A 20,751-nucleotide genomic window follows, 5' to 3' on the forward strand; every position below is an offset into this window, starting at 1 on the left:
CGGGGGAAATCGCAGTTACGGGCGATACACCTTCACATTCTCAAAGCCCTGCTCGCGCAGATACAGCGCCTGAAGTCGACTCATCACGCCGCGCTCGCACCACAACAGCCAGGTTTTATTCTGGTCGAGATCGCCGAATTGCGTGCTCAGCTTGTAGAACGGCAGTGAAACCACATCCACACCTTCCACCTTCAGCGGCTTGTCATCCTGCTCGTCGATAGCGCGGATATCCAGAATCACGTCGTTCGGGCCAAAACCGCTGACGGTTTCCACTTCCACCACGTCCTGCTGAGTCTGCTGTGCGATTTCGCGAATATCCACGTTGCTGGCTTCTTCAACCACCTTATCGAGGATGCTGAAGTCAAAATTCTCTTCTTCCGCTTCAATCTTCGCCTTGATAGCTTTCACCGTCGGGCTTTTTGAAATCACGCCGCAGTATTCCGGCATGGTGCGGGCAAAGTCTTCCGTCCCAATCTGGCGCGCCAGGTTGATGATGTGCTCTTTATCGTAAGCAATCAGCGGACGCAAAATCAGCGTATCGGAGACGTTATCGATCAGACGCAGGTTGGTCAGCGTCTGGCTGGAGACCTGACCCAGCGCTTCGCCGGTGACCAGCGCCTGCACGCCGTAGCGTTCCGCCACTTTCGACGCCGCGCGAACCATCATACGTTTGAGCACCACCCCCATCTGGCCGTCATCAACTTTCTCGAGGATCTCACCGACCACCGGCTCAAAGTTGATGGCGACAAAGCGCACGCGATGCGAGCTGCCGAAGCGGTTCCACAGATAGTGCGCTACCTGACGAACGCCGATTTCATGCGCCGCGCCGCCGAGGTTAAAGAAGCAGTAGTGAACGCGGCAGCCGCGACGCATCAGCATGTAGCTGGAAACGCCGGAGTCAAAGCCGCCGGAGATCAGCGATAGCACGTCTTCCTGAGTACCGATCGGGAAACCGCCAATCCCTTCGTAACGCCCTTTAATCAGCAGCAGACGGTCATCTTCCACTTCCAGATGGACAGTGACATCCGGGTTAGTCAGCTTCACGCGCGCCGATTCAATATGCTGGTTTAAACCGCCGCCTACGTAACGTTCTACATCGATAGAGCTAAACTCGTGTTTACCACGACGTTTAACACGCACGCAGAAAGTTTTACCTTCCAGCCGATCGCGGTATTGCACCAACGCCTTCTCGAAAATATCGTGCATGTCGGTAAACGGCACGTCTTCGACTTCGAGAATGTGGTGAATCCCCGGAATACGGGTCAGCGCGTCACGGATCGCCAGACGCTGGTTTTCATCTTTCGCGCGAACTTCGATGTTGTCCCAGTGACGGACAACGGCGAGAGTCTCATCATAGTGCTTTAAAACGTTACGAATGTTCCCGGTCAGCATTTTTATAAAGCGCAAACGCACAGATTGGCTTTTGATGGTGATTTCCGGGAACAATTTAATGATAAACTTCATGGCGGCAATGGTTCTTTAGCAAGCCAGTTACGGCTTGTATTGGAGAAAGAGTACAGCAACCCCGTTAAGCGGTTGCATCCAGGCGCGGGAGTATACCACTATCAGGCGATTCCTGTGCACATTGCGCGTTATACCCTTAATAATTCGCGTGCAGCCAACGTACTGGCCGCCTGAAGTATGATGGGCGAATTTGATAATTGCTCTGAGTCCGTTACCATATCAGGGCTGAAAATACTGAGAGTCAGACATTTATTATGGCGAAGAAAAATGAGGCGCCGGTCAGCTTTGAAACGTCGCTGAACGAGCTGGAGCAAATTGTAACGCGTCTGGAAAGTGGCGATCTGCCGCTGGAAGAGGCGCTGAACGAATTCGAACGTGGCGTGCAGCTGGCACGTCAGGGTCAGGTGAAACTGCAACAGGCTGAACAGCGTGTGCAAATCCTGCTGTCTGACAATGAAGACGCATCCCCTACGCCTTTTACAGCGGATAATGAGTAAATGGATTTTTCGCAGCAGCTTCAGGCCTGCGTTGAGCAGGCCAACCAGGCGCTGAGCCGTTTTATTGCCCCACTGCCCTTTCAGAACACTCCCGTGGTCGAAACCATGCAGTATGGCGCATTATTAGGCGGTAAACGTCTGCGCCCGTTTCTGGTGTATGCAACCGGTCAGATGTTTGGTATCAGCCTGAACACGCTGGATGCCCCGGCAGCCGCCGTTGAGTGCATTCATGCGTACTCGCTGATCCATGACGATCTGCCCGCGATGGACGATGACGATCTGCGTCGTGGCCTGCCGACCTGCCACATCAAGTTTGGTGAGGCCAATGCGATTCTGGCAGGTGATGCCCTGCAAACGCTGGCATTCTCGATTATCAGCGATGCTCCGATGCCAGAAGTCGCTGACCGCGATCGGATCGCGATGATTTCCGAACTGGCGAGCGCCAGCGGAATCGCCGGAATGTGCGGCGGTCAGGCGCTGGATCTCGCAGCCGAAGGTAAACAGGTGCCGCTGGAGGCGCTGGAGAAAATCCATCGTCATAAGACCGGCGCACTGATTCGCGCCGCGGTTCGCCTGGGTGCGTTAACTGCCGGAGAAGACGGCAGAAATGCCCTGCCGATACTCGACAGATACGCAGAAAGTATCGGTCTGGCATTCCAGGTTCAGGATGACATTCTGGATGTGGTGGGCGATACTGCAACGTTGGGTAAACGTCAGGGTGCCGACCAGCAGCTTGGCAAAAGTACCTATCCTGCACTTCTGGGTCTTGAGCAAGCCCGAAATAAAGCCCGGGATTTAATCGCAGAGGCTCGCCAGTCGTTAAACCAACTGGCCGCACAGTCACTCGATACCTCGGCACTGGAAGCGCTAGCGGACTACATAATCCAGCGTAATAAATAATTGACTACCCTGAGCAATAAATTGCAGCGGATACACTGTAATTTGGGTAAACAAACGATGAGTCTCTGATGAGTTTTGATATAGCCAAATACCCTACCCTGGCACTGGTCGATTCCACCCTGGAGTTACGACTGCTGCCAAAAGAGAGTCTGCCGAAACTCTGCGACGAGCTGCGCCGCTATTTACTCGACAGCGTCAGCCGTTCCAGCGGACACTTCGCCTCCGGGCTGGGCACGGTCGAACTGACCGTGGCGCTGCACTATGTCTATAACACCCCGTTTGACCAACTGATCTGGGACGTGGGTCATCAGGCTTATCCGCACAAGATTTTGACCGGTCGTCGCGATAAAATCGGCACCATTCGCCAGAAAGGCGGCCTGCACCCGTTCCCGTGGCGCGGTGAAAGCGAATACGATGTCCTGAGTGTGGGTCACTCCTCAACTTCTATCAGCGCCGGAATCGGAGTGGCGGTTGCCGCCCAGAAAGAGGGTAAAGATCGCCGTACCGTCTGCGTCATTGGCGACGGGGCGATCACCGCCGGGATGGCATTTGAAGCGATGAACCACGCGGGCGATATCAAACCCGACATGCTGGTCATCCTCAACGACAACGAAATGTCGATTTCCGAAAACGTCGGCGCGCTGAACAATCACCTCGCGCAGTTGCTCTCCGGTAAGCTCTACTCTTCCCTGCGCGAAGGCGGCAAGAAGGTGTTCTCTGGCGTACCGCCGATTAAAGAACTGCTCAAGCGCACCGAAGAACATATCAAAGGCATGGTGGTGCCCGGCACGCTGTTTGAAGAGCTGGGCTTTAACTACATCGGCCCGGTCGACGGTCACGATGTGCTGGGGCTTATCACCACGCTGAAGAACATGCGCGACCTGAAAGGCCCGCAGTTCCTGCATATCATGACCAAGAAAGGCCGGGGCTATGAGCCGGCGGAAAAAGATCCGATCACCTTCCATGCGGTGCCAAAATTCGATCCGTCCAGCGGTTGTCTGCCGAAAAGCAGCGGCGGCCTGCCGAGCTATTCGAAAATCTTCGGCGACTGGCTGTGCGAAACGGCGGCGAAAGACAGCAAACTGATGGCAATCACCCCGGCCATGCGCGAAGGGTCTGGTATGGTCGAGTTCTCGCGTAAATTCCCGGACCGCTACTTTGACGTGGCGATTGCCGAGCAGCACGCGGTGACCTTTGCCGCCGGACTGGCGATTGGCGGTTACAAACCGGTGGTGGCTATCTACTCCACCTTCCTGCAACGCGCCTACGATCAGGTGCTGCATGACGTCGCAATTCAAAAGCTGCCGGTCATGTTTGCTATCGACCGTGCGGGGATCGTCGGAGCCGACGGACAAACCCACCAGGGGGCGTTCGATCTCTCCTATCTGCGCTGCATTCCGGAGATGGTCATCATGACGCCGAGCGATGAAAACGAATGCCGCCAGATGCTGTTTACCGGCTATCACTACAGCGATGGCCCAACGGCGGTGCGCTATCCGCGCGGAAATGCCGTCGGCGTTGAGCTGACGCCGCTGGAAAAACTGCCGATCGGGAAAGGCGTGGTGAAGCGTCACGGCGAGAAAGCGGCGATCCTCAACTTCGGTACCTTAATGCCGGAAGCGGCGAAAGTCGCGGAATCCCTCAACGCTACGCTTGTCGATATGCGCTTTGTGAAACCGCTGGATGAGGCGCTGATCCTTGAAATGGCGGCGCGTCATGAGGTGCTGGTGACGCTGGAAGAAAACGCCATTATGGGCGGTGCCGGTAGTGGCGTGAACGAAGTACTGATGGCGCACCGCAAACCGGTTCCGGTGCTTAACATCGGCCTGCCGGACTTCTTCATACCGCAGGGAACTCAGGACGAAGCCCGCGCCGAATTGGGTCTGGATGCCGCAGGCATTGAGGCCAAAATCAAGGCCTGGTTGGCATAATCCCCTCTTCGCTCCTGCTATGCTTAACCGATAACGAGCATAACAGGAGCGAAATAATGCAATACAACATCTTAGGAAAAACGGACCTTCGGGTTTCCCGCCTTTGTCTGGGCTGCATGACGTTCGGCGAACCGAATCGCGGCAACCACGCTTGGACGCTTCCCGAAGAGAGCAGTCGCCCTATCATCCAACGCGCCCTTGAAGGCGGCATTAACTTTTTCGATACCTCGAACAACTACTCAGCCGGCAGCAGCGAAGAGATCGTCGGTCGTGCACTGCGCGATTTCGCCCGCCGTGATGAAGTCGTCGTCGCCACCAAAGTGTTTAACCGGGTGGATGACCTGCCAGAAGGATTATCCCGCGCGCAAATTCTGCGTTCTATTGATGACAGTCTGAGACGACTGGGGATGGACTACGTCGATATCCTGCAAATTCACCGCTGGGATTACAACACGCCGATTGAAGAAACACTTGAAGCGTTAAACGATGTGGTCAAAGCCGGTAAGGCGCGCTATATCGGCGCGTCGTCAATGCATGCGTCGCAGTTTGCCCAGGCGCTGGCACTGCAAAAACAGCACGGCTGGGCGCAGTTTATTAGCATGCAGGACCACTATAACCTGATCTATCGTGAGGAAGAGCGCGAAATGCTGCCGCTGTGCTATCAGGAAGGCGTGGCGGTGATCCCGTGGAGCCCATTGGCCAGAGGACGTCTGACACGTCCGTGGGGAGAAACCACGGCACGTCTGGTCTCTGATGAAGTGGGGAAAAAGCTGTACAGCGAAAGCGACGAAAACGATGCGCAGATTGCCGCACGACTGGCAGGCGTGAGCGAAGAGCTTGGCGCGACGCGTGCTCAGGTGGCGCTGGCGTGGCTGTTAAGCAAACCGGGCATTGCCGCGCCGATTATCGGCTCATCGCGGGAAGAACAGTTGGATGAGTTGCTGAATGCCGTGGATCTCACGCTGAAACCCGAGCACATCGCCGAACTGGAAACGCCGTATAAGCCGCACCCCGTGGCCGGATATAAATAAGGAAATGAGCCCGATGGCGCAACGCTTATCGGGCCTACGAACACTGCAAACGCTGTATAAGCCGCATCCCGTGGCCGGATATAAATAAGAAAACGTGCCGGATGACGGCGTAACCGCCTTATCCGGCCTACAAAATACGGACATCATACCGGGTAGGCCGGATAAGCGCAGCGCCATCCGGCATCGTCATCAAATAACCCCAATCGGCCAGTGATGTCCGATGAAATAGAGGATCCCGGCGGAAATCACCCCGGCGACAATATCGTCCACCATGATCCCCATCCCGCCATGCACATTGCGATCGAACCAGCGGATCGGCCACGGCTTCCACATATCGAGAATACGGAAAATCACAAACCCGGCGGCGACCCACTGCCAGTCGTTGGTCGGCAACGCCATGAGCGTGATCCACATTCCGATGAACTCATCCCAGACGATGCTACCGTGATCGTGCACGCCCATGTCTTTCGCCGTTTGATGGCAAAGATAGACGCCGATACAGATCCCCAGCATCACCACCAGCGAATAGAGCTGCCATGGCAGAAAGGTCATCAGATACCAGAAGGGGATCGCCGCCAGCGATCCCATCGTGCCGGGAACAATCGGGCTGAGGCCGCTGCCAAATCCGGTAGCCAGTAAATGCCACGGGTTGAGCAAATTCAGACGGCTTTTGGCGACATCTTTATGGCGTGGCAAAATGGTCATATCCTTTCCAGTCAACAGTGACAGGCTTTCCGTTGCGCATGAAATGAATCCCTTCTACATCCGCGCTCATCTGCCCGATACAGGTAAAGGGGACGCCAAGCTGGCCCATTGCCACCTCCAGCGCGCCGCGATTCAGTTCCGGTACCGTGAAGCATAACTCGTAGTCTTCGCCGCCAGACAGCGCCCAGCGCAGCGCCTGTTCGGATTCGACGTGACGAGTCATCGCGCCTGACCAGGGTAACGCATCGAGATCGACGCGCGCGCCGCAGGCGCTGGCGTTAACAATGTGCCCAAGATCGGAAATCAGCCCGTCAGAGAGATCGATCGCCGCACTGGCCAGATCGCGCAGCGCCTGGCCCTGTAGAATACGCGGCGTTGGACGCAGATGGCGTTTGAGCAGATATTCGCGGTCGGCCGCATCGGCGACCTGCAAGCGGTTCAGCAAAATTGCCAGACCCGCGGCGCTATCGCCCGGCGTACCGGTCACGTAGATCCAGTCGCCCGGCTTCGCCCCGGCGCGTTTCAGGGCGCGCCCGGCAGGAACAAAACCGTGGATACCCAACGTCATCGACAGTGGACCCCGCGTGGTGTCGCCGCCAATCAGTTGCATACCGTAGTAATTCAGGAGATCAAACAGACTGTCGCTGAAGGTTTCCAGCCAGCGTTCGTCCACCTCAGGCAAGGTGATCGCCAGCGTCAGCCACGCCGGATCGGCACCCATTGCGGCCAGATCGCTTAAGTTCACCGCCAGCGCTTTGTAGGCCAGATCGGCAGGATCAATATCAGCCAGGAAATGGTTACCCGCCACCAGCGTATCGGTGCTGATCGCCAGCGTCTGTTTATCGGGGATGTTCAGAAGTGCACAGTCGTCGCCAATACCGGTTTCGACGTCAAGACGAGAGCTTCTGACACGGTCAAAATAACGGGCAATCAGGGAAAACTCGCCGCATGCCATACGTTATGCCTCAGCAGAAAAAATGAAAAAGCCGCCAGAGGAGAGGAATCGCTTCCACTTCGCTGACGGCCTGGTGATTACTTTTTGTTGGGGCGAATCGCAGGCGCTGCTTTATCCAGAACGCCATTGACGAACTTGTGGCTGTCTTCCGCGCCGAACGTTTTCGCCAGTTCGATCGCTTCGTTAATGGCCACTTTGTATGGCACATCACTGCGTTTAGACAGCTCGAACAGCGCAATACGCAGTACGGCTTTTTCCACCTGACCCAACTCTTCCAGCAGACGAGACAGATAGGGTTTCATTAAACCATCCAGGTACGCGCTGTTAGTCGCCACCCCGGACAGCAGTTCACGGAAGTACATGACGTCAACATCTTTCACGTCCTGTTCTGCCAGGAACTGGTATTCAACATCAGCGATGTCGTTCTGGGACAACTGCCAGGAGTAGAGCGCCTGAACGGCACACTCACGGGCGCGGCGACGAGCAGCAGGTTTCACGGATTTCCCCTTACAAAAATCAGGCCTTAATGGCTTTCAATACATTAATCATTTCAAGTGCGGTCAGTGCAGCTTCCGCGCCTTTGTTGCCAGCTTTGGTGCCAGCACGTTCGATAGCTTGTTCAATGCTTTCGGTGGTCAGGACGCCAAAGGCGACCGGAATTTCGCTGTCCTGAGCGACATGCGCCAGGCCATAGCTTGCACCGCCAGCGACATATTCGAAGTGAGCTGTGCCGCCACGGATTACCGTGCCCAGCGCAATCACCGCGTCATATTTACCGGTTTTCGCCAATGCGCCCGCTGCCAGCGGCAGTTCATAGGCACCAGGAACCCAAACGACGGTAATGTTTTCATCTTTGACCTGACCAATGCGTTTCAGGGCGTCAATCGCACCTTCCAGCAGGCTGTCATTGATAAAGTTGTTGAAACGCGCAATGGTGATGGCGACGCGAGCGTCCGGAGTAGCAACGTTAGCTTCAATAATGTTCATATTCTTCCTTCGGGTTCGATATGGCCCCGTAAGGGGGGCGGATTTTATCATAATATTCTGTGCGCTGCTTCCTCTAATTAGGAAAGCCTCACGCAGGGGTTAAATGCAGGCAAACGTCCGGGCCCACCTGTCGTATCTCATTGAATTTGAAATGGGGGGCGTCAGCCAGTTTCTCAAGCCCTGGCAACACACATAATCCCCTGGCATCACTGCCTAACAGTGTAGGCGCAAGATAAACGATAAGCTCGTCAACCACGCCGGCCTGCAAGAGCGCGCCGGCAAGCGTAGGCCCGGCCTCCACCCACAGACTGTTAATCTGCTGTTTGCCCAGCAGCATCATCAGCACCACCAGATCCAGATGACCGTTATGCTCCGGCACCATAATCGTGCGGACCGAATCGGGCCAGGCGCGCCCGTCTTCTTTCGTGCGCGCAATCCAGGTTTCTCCTGGCTGCTGAACCAAACGGTGTTCCGGCGTCACGCGGTTCTGACTGTCGATAACCATTCGCACCGGCTGGCGCAGGGCATCCTGTGGGTAAACCGACTGCGTCGCCTCGCCCAGTTCCGACCAGCGCACGGTGAGCTGCGGGTCGTCTGCCAGCACCGTCGCGCTGCTGGTCAAAATAGCGTGGCTTTGCGCACGCAGACGCTGAACATCGCGTCGCGCCTGCGGCGACGTTATCCACTGGCTTTCGCCGCTGGCCATCGCCGTGCGACCGTCCAGCGAAGCGCCGAGCTTCAGTTGCACATACGGAAACCCGGTGCGCATCCGTTTAAGAAAACCTTTATTTAACGCTTCGACTTCGCTCATCATCAGCCCGTGGCTGACCTCGATCCCCGCCTGTTGCAGGCGATACAACCCGCGTCCCGCTACTTGCGGATTGGGGTCCTGCATCGCCGCAACCACACGGGAGACACCAGCGGCGATCAGCGCGTCGCAACACGGCGGCGTGCGGCCATGATGGCTGCACGGTTCAAGCGTGACGTACGCGGTGGCCCCTTTGGCCTTTTCGCCAGCCATACGCAGGGCATGTACTTCCGCATGCGGTTCACCGGCACGGTGATGATAGCCTTCGCCGACAACTTCGCCTTGATTGACGATCACACAGCCGACGTTAGGGTTGGGATGGGTGGTAAACCGCCCGCGCTGCGCCAGCTTCAGCGCTCGCGCCATGTATAACTCATCCTGCATGGCTTAATCCTGTAGGCGAGCGATCTCTTCGCCAAATTCTTTGATATCTTCGAAGCTGCGGTAAACTGAGGCAAAGCGGATGTAGGCGACCTTATCGAGTTTTTTCAATTGTTCCATCACCAGATTGCCAATCATTTTACTGGGGACTTCACGCTCGCCGGTGGCGCGCAGCTGCGACTTAATGTGATTCAACGCCATTTCGACGTCGTCGGAACTCACGGGACGCTTTTCCAGCGCGCGTTGCATTCCGCTGCGCAGCTTTTCTTCATTAAACGGTTCGCGCACGTCGTTGCTTTTTACAACGCGTGGCATCACCAGTTCCGCCACTTCAAACGTGGTGAAACGTTCATTACAAACCAGACACTGCCGACGGCGGCGTACTGAAGAGCCCTCGCCCACAAGACGAGAGTCAATTACCTTAGTGTCTACGGCGAAACAGAATGGGCAATGCATACGGCGTCCTGACCAGGTGGTTAACAGAAATCTATTTTAACCTGAACTGACGTGACAACAAAGGCGCAACGCTTTTGAGACAATGGATCGATGTCTTTGTCCCTTTTACGATCTACCATTAGGTCATCGCCACAATTCAGGAAATAAGAGAGATGACAAGACGTTACCTAAGAATTATCCTGGTGGGAAGCCTCTTTAGTTTGAGCGCCTGCGCGCAACAAAGCGAAGTGCGCCAGATGCATCAAAGCGTTTCGACGCTCAATAAAGAGATGAACCAGCTTAATCAGGAAACCGTGAAGATTACCCAGCAAAACAGTCTGAACGTCAAATCAAGCAGCGGCGTTTATCTGCTACCGGGTTCCAATACGCCAGCGCGTCTGAACAGCCAGATCGGTACCCTGCGCATGTCACTTATCAACATTGCGCCAAACGCGGCTGGCACCCGAGTGACGCTGCGTATTCAGGGTGAGTCAAACGATCCGCTGCCAGCGTTTAGCGGCACCGTTGAGTATGGGCAAATTCAGGGAACAACTGACAATTATCAGGAAGTAAATGTCCAGAATCAGTTGATCAATGCCCCGGCCAGCGTGCTGGCGCCTAGCGATGTAGACATCCCGCTACAGTTGAATGGCATAACCCCCGATCGGTTAGGATTCGTTCGTATTCACGACATCCAGCCTGTTACGCAATAAACCTTCCTGCGGAACGTTTTGTGCGTTCCGCAACATCCATCCCCTACCTTTTGTTACTCCTCTGACATCCACGTCGTTTTTTGTCAACGTTGGCAATCGGCATGAAAGTCAGTACAATCGCCGCGCTAAAGTACGCAAACGTGAACGCAATCGATTACGTAAATGATAGAACTGTGAAACAAGACATATTTTTGTGAGCAATGATTTCTATAATAGGCTCGCAGAAACACGAAATATTCAGAAACGCTATTTGCGCCTTTTTCACTCCCGTCAGGGATTTCAAACAGTGGCATACAATATGAAAAAAACATTACTTGCAGCCGGTGCCGTGCTCGCGCTCTCCTCGTCATTCGCCGTCAACGCTGCGGAAAATGACAAACCGCAGTATCTTTCCGACTGGTGGCACCAGAGCGTCAACGTCGTCGGGAGCTACCACACCCGTTTCGGACCGCAGATCCGTAACGATACCTATCTGGAATATGAAGCTTTCGCGAAAAAAGACTGGTTCGACTTCTATGGCTACATGGATGCGCCGGTATTCTTCGGCGGTAACACCGACGCGAAAGGGATCTGGAACCACGGTTCTCCGCTGTTTATGGAAATCGAACCGCGTTTCTCCATCGACAAACTGACCGGTGCTGACCTGAGCTTTGGTCCGTTTAAAGAGTGGTACTTCGCCAACAACTACATCTACGACATGGGTCGTAACAAAGATGGCCGTCAGAGCACCTGGTACATGGGTCTGGGTACGGATATCGATACCGGCCTGCCGATGAGCCTGTCTCTGAACGTGTACGCCAAGTACCAGTGGCAGAACTACGGCGCAGCAAACGAAAACGAATGGGACGGCTACCGTTTCAAAGTGAAATACTTCGTGCCGATTACCGAACTGTGGGGCGGTAACCTGAGCTACATCGGCTTCACCAACTTTGACTGGGGTTCCGATCTGGGCGACAACGACTTCTCCGATCTGAACGGCAATAAAGCGCGTACCAACGACTCCATCGCCTCCAGCCATATTCTGGCGCTGAACTACGACCACTGGCACTACTCGGTTGTGGCGCGTTACTGGCATAACGGTGGTCAATGGAACGACGACGCTGAGCTGAACTTCGGTAAAGGCAACTTCAACGTTCGCTCTACCGGTTGGGGTGGTTACCTGGTTGTCGGTTACAACTTCTGATAACGCCCCTTCCCCTGCAAAAGCCAGCCTGACCGCTGGCTTTTTTATGCGTGCGTTTCGTCGCGGATTTTACGTAAAAAATCACTGAGCGAACGGTCAGCGCGCTCGCAAAATCGCCTGTCGAGCGGCGTGATGCTTAAACAACGATCGACACGAAAACAGCGATAGTCTTCGCGCCGCTCGCACCAGGCCACCAACAGCCAGAACTTCCCTTCGAAGAAGATCCCTAACGGTTGCACATCCCGCCAGGAAAGTTGCCCCGCTTCGTCGCGGTAATGCAGTGCCAGCACCTGCTGAGTGGTCACCGCCCGGTGGATCACATCGAACGCGCTGCGTGAATGCAGTTGTCTGCCAAAGTCCGGCGCGAAGATGCGCGCCTGCTCGGCTTTGCGCCGGCTTTCTTCCGGCAATATCGCCAGCACCTTTTCCTGCGCTGACTCCAGTTCTCTGGAGAGCAAATCGCCGCCCCAGGTGTGCAGCAGACGAATGGCGGCAATCAGCGCTTCAGACTCCCGGTGCGTCAACATCAGCGGCGGAAGATCAAACCCCGCCATCAGACGATAACCGCTCCCCGCCTCCCCTTCGACAGGCACGCCAGAGAGCGAGAGGTCACGGATATCACGATAGATAGTCCGCTCCGAAACCTCCAGCCGCTCCGCCAGCAGCGCTGCCGTTGTCAGCCGCCTGCCACGCAGGATCTGTACTATCTGGAACAAGCGGTCAGCGCGACGGGTCATAATTGCTCTCTGTGATTAAGCCGGTTGATGTAAACCCACACGGTTACCTTCGCTGTCGGTAAACAGCGCAATGGTGCCGATCCCTTTACCGAGATCGTGCGGGCCAAACACGCATTTTCCACCCGCGCTGGCAACGCGATCCAGCGTGGCATTGAGATCCCCGGTATGCAGATAAATAATCGCCCCCTGCAATGAAGGTGTAATGCCGTCAAACTTCGCCAGCGCACCGCCGGTAGCCGGTTCGTCATACGGGAAAACCGCCAGATCGGCGACGTCCATTTTTTCACGACGCAGCGACAGCCCCATGACCGGCTCGTAAAACGCAATCGCGCGTTCCATATCCGTAACGGGAATTTCAAACCAATTGATAATGCTTTTCATCGTTCCTCCTGCCTGTGTGGGTAAATTCAGGAAGAGGATAAAACAGGGCTCCTGACAGCATAGTGTCAGTAGGGTTTGCGGAACAAGAGAAAGGTAGAAAAGAAAAATCCCGATCGAATGACCGGGATTTTACGCATTGGCTGAACGTCAGTTTACGGCAGAATAGACGGCTGGTCCGCCCCTTCTTTCTCGACTTTCTGCTGCAGCATATGCTCACGCTTCATGCCGAGCTTCAGCGCCAGCGCCGATGCTACGTAAATGGATGACGCCGTACCGATGGACACCCCGATCAGCATGGTCAGCGAGAAGCCTTCCAGCACCGGACCACCGAACAGGAACAGCATCAGGATTACCATTAACGTCGTACCAGAGGTAATCAACGTACGATGCAGCGTCTGGGTCAGTGACACGTTAAAGATTTCATAAGGCGTCCCGCGACGAATTTTGCGGAAGTTTTCACGAATACGGTCAGAAACCACGATGCTGTCGTTAAGCGAGTAACCGATAACGGACATCAGCGATGCCACGATTGTCAGGTCGATCTCGATATGGAATAACGACAGGATCCCCAGTGTGATGATGACGTCGTGCGCCAGCGCGATAACAACGCCTGCCGCCAGTCGCCATTCAAAACGGATCCCGACGTAGACCAGGATTGAGATCAGCGCCGCCAGCAGCGCCATCGCACCGGTTTGCGCCAGATCGGCACCCACGCTCGGTCCGACGAATTCAATGCGCTTCACTGCTGCGTTCTGGTTGGTGGATTCGTTAATCACACTCAACACTTTGCTACCCAGCACCTGACCGCCGTTTGCCCCTTCGGTCGGCGGCATACGCACCATGATGTCGTGGCTGCTGCCGAAGTTCTGTAAAAGCGGATCAACAAAGCCCGCTTTTTCCAGTGCGTCGCGCATCACGTCCATCTCAGCCGGTTTTTCCAGCGTGATTTCAATCACCGTACCACCGGTGAAATCGAGACCCCAGTTAAAGCCGCGCACGCCCATCACGATGATGGCCAACACCAGCAGCAGACCTGAGATGCCGAAAGCCCAGTAGTCCCAGCGCATAAAGTCGATGACTTTACGGCCGTGGTTCAATTGTTCAACAGTATATTCCTGTGCCACTTCGCACTCCTCAGATTGACAGCTTTTTGACGCGCTTGCCGCCATACAACAGGTTTACGATGGCACGAGTACCGACGATCGCGGTAAACATCGACGTCGCCACACCGATACCGGTAGTAATCGCGAACCCTTTAATTGCCCCGGTGCCGACGGCGTACAGGATGATGACCTTAATCAGCGTCGTAATGTTCGCATCAAAGATGGAACTGAACGCGCCCGCATACCCTTCGTTGATCGCCTGCTGCACCGAACGTCCGTTACTCAACTCTTCTTTGATACGTTCGTTGATCAGGACGTTCGCATCGACGGCGACGGCAAGGGTTAAGACGATCCCCGCAATCCCCGGCATACTCAGCGTTGCCCCCGGCAGCAGCGACATAATGCCGACAATCAGCACCAGGTTAGCAACCAGCGCGCTGGTCGCAATCAGACCAAATTTCTTGTAGAACAGAATCATGAACAGAATGGATACGGCCAGACCGGCCAGACACGCTTCCAGACCCTGCTTGATGTTCTGCATCCCCAGAGTTGGACCGATGGTCCGTTCTTCAACAATCTGAATCGGCGCAATCAGCGCACCGGCACGCAGCAGCAGAGAGAGCTGACGCGCTTCGTTCGGGTTGTTGATCCCGGTAATACGGAAGCTGTTACCCAGACGAGACTGGATGTTGGCGATGTTAATCACCTCTTCCTGTTTCACCAGTACCGCACGACCGTTCGCATCTTTTTTACCGCTGTCTTTATACTCCACAAACAGGGTCGCCATCGGTTTACCGATGTTGTCCTTAGTGAAGTTAGACATGATGTTGCCACCTGCGCTATCCAGCGAGATGTTCACCTGCGGTTGGTTGTATTCGTCCTGGCTTGAAGTGGAGTCAGTGATATGGTCACCGGTCAGGATCACGCGTTTGTACAGCACGACTGGCTGACCTTCGCGCGACTGTTTCACTTCGGAATCGCCCGGTACGCGACCAGAGGCCGCCGCAGACTGATCAACGTTAGTGTTGACCAGACGGAACTCCAGCGTTGCCGTCGCGCCGAGAATCTCTTTCGCACGCGCCGTGTCCTGAATACCCGGCAGTTCGACCACGATACGATCCGCGCCCTGGCGTTGTACCACCGGTTCGGCAACGCCCAACTGGTTCACACGGTTACGCAGGATGTTGATGTTCTGTTGTACCGCGTATTCACGCGCTTCGCTCAGACGGGCATCGGTCATCACCGCACGCAGCGCATTGCTGCCCTGGCTTGTGATAACCAGATCCTGGTGACGCTTGCTGAGGTAAGCAATCGCTTTATCACGCGCACTGGCATCACGGAAGTTAATGCTCAGACCGTAATTGTCTTCTTTACGAACGGTGGTATACGGGATGCCTTCTGTACGCAGATCGCTGCGCAGGCTGTCGATATTTTGTTCCTGGAGTTTACCCAGCGCGGTATCCATATCCACTTCCATCAGGAAGTGAACGCCGCCACGCAGGTCAAGACCGAGTTTCATCGGTTCTGCTTTGATGGCCGCTAACCAGCGCGGGGTTGCCGGAGCAAGGTTAAGCGCCACGACGTATTTATCACCCAGCACGTCCACCAGCGCTTCACGTGCGCGCAGTTGGGTATCGGTGGTGTCGAAGCGCGCAAGAATCGCGCCCTCTTCCAGTGCCACAGACTTAGCGGTAATTTTTTCTTGTTGTAACGTATTCTGGACCTGGATCAGCGTTTGCTCACTGGCGGCGACACCGCGCGCGCCAGTGATTTGAACGGCCGGATCCTCACCATACAGGTTGGGAAGCGCATACAGCAGACCGACGACAATAACGACGATCAGCATGATGTACTTCCACAAAGGATAACGGTTTAACACGGCAGTTCCCTTAGGGAAAAGTTACTATTACAGCGCCTTCATGGTGCCTTTCGGCAGAACGGCAGCTACGAAGTCACGCTTGATAACCACTTCAGTGGTATCGTTCAGTGCGATAGCGATGTAACCAGATTCTGCAACTTTGGTTACTCGACCTACCAGGCCACCGTTAGTCAGGACTTCATCACCTTTCGCGATGGAGGCCATCAGATTTTTATGCTCTTTGGTGCGCTTCTGCTGTGGGCGCAGGATCATGAAATAGAAAATCAGACCAAACACCACCAGCATCAGAATCAGAGACATCGGGCTGCCCTGCGCCGGAGCACCTGTTGCCGCTACCGCATCAGAAATAAAAAAGCTCATTCAAATTCCCTCATTATTAAAATTAATCAACGTTCAAAGGTGGAACCGGTCGACCCTGACGTTGGTAAAACTCGGTCACGAAGCTCTCTAATTTACCCTCTTCAATAGCCTTGCGTAAACCCGCCATCAAACGCTGGTAGTAACGCAGGTTATGAATCGTGTTGAGTCGCGCGCCCAATATTTCGTTGCAACGATCAAGATGATGCAAGTAGGCACGTGAATAATTGCGACAGGTGTAGCAATCACACTCAGCATCGAGTGGGCCGGTATCGCTCTTATACTTCGCATTGCGAATTTTCACCACGCCATCCGTCACGAACAGGTGACCATTACGGGCATTGCGGGTTGGCATCACACAGTCAAACATGTCGATGCCGCGACGCACGCCTTCAACCAGATCTTCTGGTTTACCGACGCCCATCAGGTAACGCGGTTTATCTGCCGGAATTTGTGGGCAAACATGCTCCAGAATACGGTGCATGTCCTCTTTGGGCTCGCCCACAGCCAAACCGCCGACAGCGTAGCCATCAAAGCCAATCTCTACCAGACCTTTCACCGAGATATCACGTAAATCTTCGTAAACGCTGCCCTGAATGATGCCGAAAAGCGCATTTTTATTGCCCAGGCCGTCAAAACGGTCGCGGCTACGCTTCGCCCAGCGCAGTGACATCTCCATCGATCGTTTAGCATAGTCCCAGTCCGCCGGGTACGGCGTGCATTCGTCAAAAATCATGACAATATCGGAACCGAGATCGTACTGAATCTCCATCGACTTTTCTGGATCGAGGAAAATCGGATCGCCGTTGATCGGGTTGCGGAAGTGCACGCCCTGTTCGGTTATCTTACGAATATCACCCAGGCTGAAGACCTGGAAACCACCGGAGTCGGTCAGAATCGGGCCTTTCCACTGCATAAAGTCATGCAGATCGCCGTGCAGTTTCATGATCTCCTGACCAGGACGCAGCCAGAGATGGAAGGTATTACCGAGGATAATTTGCGCGCCGGTCGCTTCAACTTCTTCCGGCGTCATGCCTTTAACGGTGCCGTAGGTCCCTACGGGCATAAAAGCAGGCGTTTCCACTACGCCACGATCAAACACCAGGCGGCCACGGCGGGCACGTCCGTCGGTGGTATCCAGTTCGAATTTCATTTTTTCTCCAGTACGTCAGAAAAACAGTCCAACGTGTCAACCAGCGCTGCGGATTTATTCCCCAACGCGTTCATTCAAAGCTTGCGGATTGTACGTGATAAACATCGCGTCTCCGTAGCTAAAAAAGCGATAATTTTGTTCTACCGCCGCCTTGTAGGCATTCATCGTATGCTGATAACCAGCAAACGCCGAGACCAGCATAATCAATGTCGACTCAGGCAAATGGAAGTTGGTCACCAATGCATCAATCACGTTGTATTGATAACCTGGGTAGATGAAGATCTGTGTGTCGCCAAAGAACGGTTCAATGAGCGCGTTCTTTGCCGCCTGCGCTGCGCTCTCCAGAGAACGTACCGAGGTTGTGCCCACCGCAATCACCCGATTTCCGCGCGCTTTCGCCGCCAGCACCGCGTCCACCACCTCTTGCGGCACTTCCGCATACTCAGAGTGCATGATGTGGTCTTCAATGGTATCCACACGCACCGGCTGGAACGTCCCCGCGCCGACGTGCAGCGTCACAAACGCCATCTCAACGCCTTTCTCGCGCAGTTTGTCCAGCAGCGGTTCGTCAAAGTGCAGGCCTGCGGTCGGCGCGGCTACGGCGCCGGGTTTTTCGCTGTACACCGTCTGGTAAAGCTCACGGTCGGCGTCTTCATCCGGACGGTCGATGTACGGCGGCAGCGGCATATGACCGATAGCATTGAGAATATCCAGAACCGGACGCGCGTCGTTAAATTCGACTTCAAACAGCGCGCCGTGGCGGGCCGTCATCGTCGCATTGATACTTTCATCATCGCCAAGCAGGAGTTCTGCGCCCGGTTTCGGCGCTTTGGAGGCGCGAATATGCGCGAGGATACGTTTATCATCCAGCATGCGCTCAACGAGGACTTCAATCTTGCCGCCGCTGGCTTTACGACCAAACAGACGTGCCGGGATCACACGGGTATTATTAAAGACCAGCAGATCGCCAGGGTTGAGCTTATCGAGCAGATCGGTGAAAGTACCATGCGTCAGCGCGCCCGTCGGCCCGTCCAGCGACAGCAAACGGCAGCTACTGCGTTCCGGCTGTGGGTAGTGGGCAATCAGGGATTCGGGTAATTCAAAGGAAAAATCGGTAACGCGCATGACACTGACTCGGACTAAAATAAGAGGCGGGTAGTCTAGTGCCGGGGCGCTCTCCCTGCAACCTTTACCCCGCAGTAGAGTTATAATACTCTAAATAATTCATGTTGCAGGAAGGCGGCAACTGAGAGAATGCCCGGGAGCTTAGTAAACTAAGTGACCGGGAAGAACGAAGGAAGCCAACACACCTGCAACCTGAAGTATGACGAGTATTATGAATTTTCTAGCTCACCTACATCTTGCACATCTCGCTGACAGCTCACTTTCCGGCAATCTGCTGGCCGATTTTGTGCGGGGAAATCCGCAATCGAACTTTGCGCCTGATGTGGTGGACGGTATTTTTATGCATCGTCGAATCGATGTGATGACCGACAACCTGCCGGAGGTCCGCGAGGCGCGCGAATGGTTTCGCAGCGAAACGCGTCGCGTCGCACCCATCACGCTCGACGTGATGTGGGATCATTTTCTCTCACGCCACTGGGCGCAACTCTCCCCGGACTTCCCCTTACAGGCTTTTGTGCGTTACGCCCATGCCCAGGTCGAGATTATACTGCCGGAGTCGCCCCCGCGTTTTGTGAATCTGAATAACTACCTGTGGTCGGAAAAGTGGCTGGAGCGTTACCGTGATATGGACTTCATACAGGATGTCCTTAATGGGATGGCCAGTCGCCGCCCCCGCCTTGATGCCCTTCGCGACTCCTGGTACGACCTGGATACCCACTACGATGCCCTGGAAGCGCGCTTCTGGCAGTTTTATCCGCGCATGATGGAGCAGGCGAAAAACAAGCAGCTTTAATTTACACGTCATCCTTCAAACCGCCTCTGCGTTGGCTGCGTCGGCTCACCCCCGTCACTTACTTGAGTAAGCTCCTGGGGGTTCTCAGACTTGCCGCCTTGATGCAACTTGAATGATTTTGTGTAGAGAGGCCAGATTGATAGGCAAAAGCTCACTGAACGATTGTCAGCGCCTCTTTGTCTTATTCGCCATCACCTTCTATACTGGCCCGCGTTGCGTTCCAAAACCCCTTAACTTTGCAGGAGAATAATATGGTACTGGTGACTCGTCAGGCTCCGGATTTCACAGCAGCTGCGGTACTCGGTAGCGGTGAGATTGTTGAAAACTTCAATTTCAAACAGCACACCAACGGCAAAACGACCGTTCTGTTCTTCTGGCCAATGGACTTCACTTTCGTTTGCCCGTCTGAACTGATCGCGTTCGACAAACGTTACGAAGAATTCCAGAAGCGCGGCGTTGAAGTGGTTGGCGTTTCTTTTGACTCCGAATTCGTCCACAACGCATGGCGTAACACCCCTGTCGACAAAGGCGGCATCGGTGCAGTGAAATACGCAATGGTTGCTGACGTTAAGCGTGAAATTCAGAAAGCCTACGGCATCGAGCACCCGGAAGCGGGCGTTGCGCTGCGTGGTTCTTTCCTGATCGACGCAAACGGCGTGGTTCGCCACCAGGTCGTTAACGACCTGCCGCTGGGTCGTAACATCGACGAAATGCTGCGTATGGTTGATGCGCTGCAGTTCCACGAAGAGCACGGCGAAGTTTGCCCGGCACAGTGGGAAAAAGGTAAAGAAGGTATGAACGCGTCTCCGGACGGCGTTGCAAAATACCTGACCGAAAACGTCTCCAACCTGTAATCGATATGAATTAAAGAAAAGGCTCGCCACGGCGAGCCTTTTTTGTTTTCTGACCGCCAGGCCTTACCTTCTCGCAACACCTTTTTAACCCATCGTCCTACAAATATTGATATCGTAAATGACTAAAATCGCCATTCGGCCTGTTTTTTGCCAACTCGTTCAAACTTTGTGAAAAAAACACCTCATTATTTGTGATTAAGGCCACATTACTTCATTTTAAATTCAGACATTTGACGGCTTATCTTTACTTTCCGTTTCTTCCGCGAGAAAAGAAATCAACGCAACTCATTGATATAAAACAATATAAAAAATAATCCGTTTGTCGATAAAATAATTCCAACATTCCTCTGGTGTGATCGACTTCAACATTTAAAAATCC

22 protein-coding genes are annotated in these 20,751 nt (G+C 54.5%); 8 read left to right on the plus strand and 14 right to left on the minus strand.

What is annotated here, in order from left to right; translation table 11 throughout:
• Positions 1-15: 15 nt before the first annotated feature.
• Entirely contained in the window at positions 16-1,464 is a 1,449-nt protein-coding gene (gene thiI / locus GBC03_23835; GenBank protein ID QFS73014.1) for a tRNA 4-thiouridine(8) synthase ThiI, read from the minus strand.
• Between the two features lie 254 nt (positions 1,465-1,718).
• Here thiI and xseB point away from each other — a divergent pair, with 254 nt between their 5' ends.
• The 4 genes from xseB to GBC03_23855 all read left to right on the plus strand — a co-directional run bounded on the left by xseB (position 1,719) and on the right by GBC03_23855 (position 5,823).
• Positions 1,719-1,961 (plus strand): exodeoxyribonuclease VII small subunit, encoded by a 243-nt coding sequence (xseB, locus tag GBC03_23840; protein QFS73015.1) that lies wholly within the window; start codon positions 1,719-1,721, stop codon positions 1,959-1,961.
• Positions 1,962-2,861, plus strand: coding sequence for a (2E,6E)-farnesyl diphosphate synthase (gene ispA / locus GBC03_23845; protein QFS73016.1), 900 nt, complete (start codon positions 1,962-1,964; stop codon positions 2,859-2,861).
• Positions 2,862-2,929: 68 nt separating this feature from the next.
• Positions 2,930-4,792 (plus strand): 1-deoxy-D-xylulose-5-phosphate synthase, encoded by a 1,863-nt coding sequence (locus GBC03_23850; protein QFS73017.1) that lies wholly within the window; start codon positions 2,930-2,932, stop codon positions 4,790-4,792.
• Positions 4,793-4,848: 56 nt separating this feature from the next.
• Positions 4,849-5,823 (plus strand): aldo/keto reductase, encoded by a 975-nt coding sequence (locus tag GBC03_23855; GenBank protein QFS73018.1) that lies wholly within the window; start codon positions 4,849-4,851, stop codon positions 5,821-5,823.
• A 189-nt stretch (positions 5,824-6,012) separates the two neighbouring features.
• Here GBC03_23855 and pgpA read toward each other — a convergent pair whose 3' ends face one another.
• From pgpA to nrdR, 6 genes are all read right to left on the minus strand, one after another.
• On the minus strand, positions 6,013-6,528 hold the full coding sequence (gene pgpA, locus GBC03_23860; protein ID QFS73019.1) for a phosphatidylglycerophosphatase A: 516 nt from the start codon (positions 6,526-6,528) through the stop codon (positions 6,013-6,015).
• Positions 6,506-7,483 carry a thiamine-phosphate kinase gene (gene thiL, locus GBC03_23865; GenBank protein QFS73020.1) on the minus strand — a complete coding sequence of 326 codons (978 nt, stop codon included), beginning with the start codon at positions 7,481-7,483 and terminating at the stop codon, positions 6,506-6,508. Before thiL ends, pgpA begins: the two co-directional genes overlap by 23 nt.
• Before the next feature lie 77 nt (positions 7,484-7,560).
• Positions 7,561-7,980: a transcription antitermination factor NusB gene (nusB, locus tag GBC03_23870; GenBank protein QFS73021.1), complete on the minus strand. Its 420-nt coding sequence runs from the start codon at positions 7,978-7,980 to the stop codon at positions 7,561-7,563.
• A gap of 19 nt (positions 7,981-7,999) precedes the next feature.
• Entirely contained in the window at positions 8,000-8,470 is a 471-nt protein-coding gene (gene ribE, locus GBC03_23875) for a 6,7-dimethyl-8-ribityllumazine synthase (GenBank protein ID QFS73022.1), read from the minus strand.
• Between the two features lie 88 nt (positions 8,471-8,558).
• The gene (gene ribD, locus GBC03_23880) at positions 8,559-9,662 is read right to left on the minus strand and encodes a bifunctional diaminohydroxyphosphoribosylaminopyrimidine deaminase/5-amino-6-(5-phosphoribosylamino)uracil reductase RibD (protein ID QFS73023.1); all 1,104 of its coding nucleotides are present in this window, start codon (positions 9,660-9,662) and stop codon (positions 8,559-8,561) included.
• Between the two features lie 3 nt (positions 9,663-9,665).
• Entirely contained in the window at positions 9,666-10,115 is a 450-nt protein-coding gene (gene nrdR / locus GBC03_23885) for a transcriptional regulator NrdR (GenBank protein QFS73024.1), read from the minus strand.
• 152 nt (positions 10,116-10,267) lie between these two features.
• Here nrdR and GBC03_23890 point away from each other — a divergent pair, with 152 nt between their 5' ends.
• Complete coding sequence (locus GBC03_23890; protein QFS73025.1) at positions 10,268-10,807, plus strand: DUF3251 domain-containing protein; 540 nt, start codon at positions 10,268-10,270, stop codon at positions 10,805-10,807.
• 298 nt (positions 10,808-11,105) lie between these two features.
• Positions 11,106-11,990, plus strand: a complete 885-nt coding sequence (locus GBC03_23895; GenBank protein QFS73026.1) for a nucleoside-specific channel-forming protein Tsx — start codon at positions 11,106-11,108, stop codon at positions 11,988-11,990.
• A gap of 44 nt (positions 11,991-12,034) precedes the next feature.
• Here GBC03_23895 and GBC03_23900 read toward each other — a convergent pair whose 3' ends face one another.
• The 7 genes from GBC03_23900 to queA all read right to left on the minus strand — a co-directional run bounded on the left by GBC03_23900 (position 12,035) and on the right by queA (position 18,725).
• Positions 12,035-12,727, minus strand: a complete 693-nt coding sequence (locus GBC03_23900) for a WYL domain-containing protein (GenBank protein ID QFS73027.1) — start codon at positions 12,725-12,727, stop codon at positions 12,035-12,037.
• 15 nt (positions 12,728-12,742) lie between these two features.
• A complete protein-coding gene (locus tag GBC03_23905; GenBank protein ID QFS73028.1) occupies positions 12,743-13,108 on the minus strand; it encodes a VOC family protein in 366 nt (121 codons plus the stop codon).
• A gap of 152 nt (positions 13,109-13,260) precedes the next feature.
• Complete coding sequence (gene secF / locus GBC03_23910) at positions 13,261-14,232, minus strand: protein translocase subunit SecF (GenBank protein QFS73029.1); 972 nt, start codon at positions 14,230-14,232, stop codon at positions 13,261-13,263.
• A gap of 10 nt (positions 14,233-14,242) precedes the next feature.
• Positions 14,243-16,090, minus strand: coding sequence for a protein translocase subunit SecD (gene secD / locus GBC03_23915; GenBank protein QFS73030.1), 1,848 nt, complete (start codon positions 16,088-16,090; stop codon positions 14,243-14,245).
• 27 nt (positions 16,091-16,117) lie between these two features.
• A complete protein-coding gene (gene yajC, locus GBC03_23920; protein QFS73031.1) occupies positions 16,118-16,450 on the minus strand; it encodes a preprotein translocase subunit YajC in 333 nt (110 codons plus the stop codon).
• A 22-nt stretch (positions 16,451-16,472) separates the two neighbouring features.
• Positions 16,473-17,600, minus strand: a complete 1,128-nt coding sequence (tgt, locus tag GBC03_23925; protein ID QFS73032.1) for a tRNA guanosine(34) transglycosylase Tgt — start codon at positions 17,598-17,600, stop codon at positions 16,473-16,475.
• Positions 17,601-17,654: 54 nt separating this feature from the next.
• Positions 17,655-18,725, minus strand: a complete 1,071-nt coding sequence (gene queA / locus GBC03_23930) for a tRNA preQ1(34) S-adenosylmethionine ribosyltransferase-isomerase QueA (protein QFS73033.1) — start codon at positions 18,723-18,725, stop codon at positions 17,655-17,657.
• Between the two features lie 211 nt (positions 18,726-18,936).
• Here queA and acpH point away from each other — a divergent pair, with 211 nt between their 5' ends.
• Both acpH and GBC03_23940 read left to right on the plus strand, forming a co-directional pair.
• Complete coding sequence (acpH, locus tag GBC03_23935) at positions 18,937-19,518, plus strand: ACP phosphodiesterase (protein QFS73034.1); 582 nt, start codon at positions 18,937-18,939, stop codon at positions 19,516-19,518.
• A 251-nt stretch (positions 19,519-19,769) separates the two neighbouring features.
• Positions 19,770-20,372: a peroxiredoxin C gene (locus GBC03_23940; GenBank protein QFS73035.1), complete on the plus strand. Its 603-nt coding sequence runs from the start codon at positions 19,770-19,772 to the stop codon at positions 20,370-20,372.
• The last annotated feature ends 379 nt before the right edge of the window (positions 20,373-20,751 follow it).

Origin of the sequence: Citrobacter telavivensis (assembly GCA_009363175.1) — a bacterium.
GTDB classification, from domain to species: domain Bacteria; phylum Pseudomonadota; class Gammaproteobacteria; order Enterobacterales; family Enterobacteriaceae; genus Citrobacter_A; species Citrobacter_A telavivensis.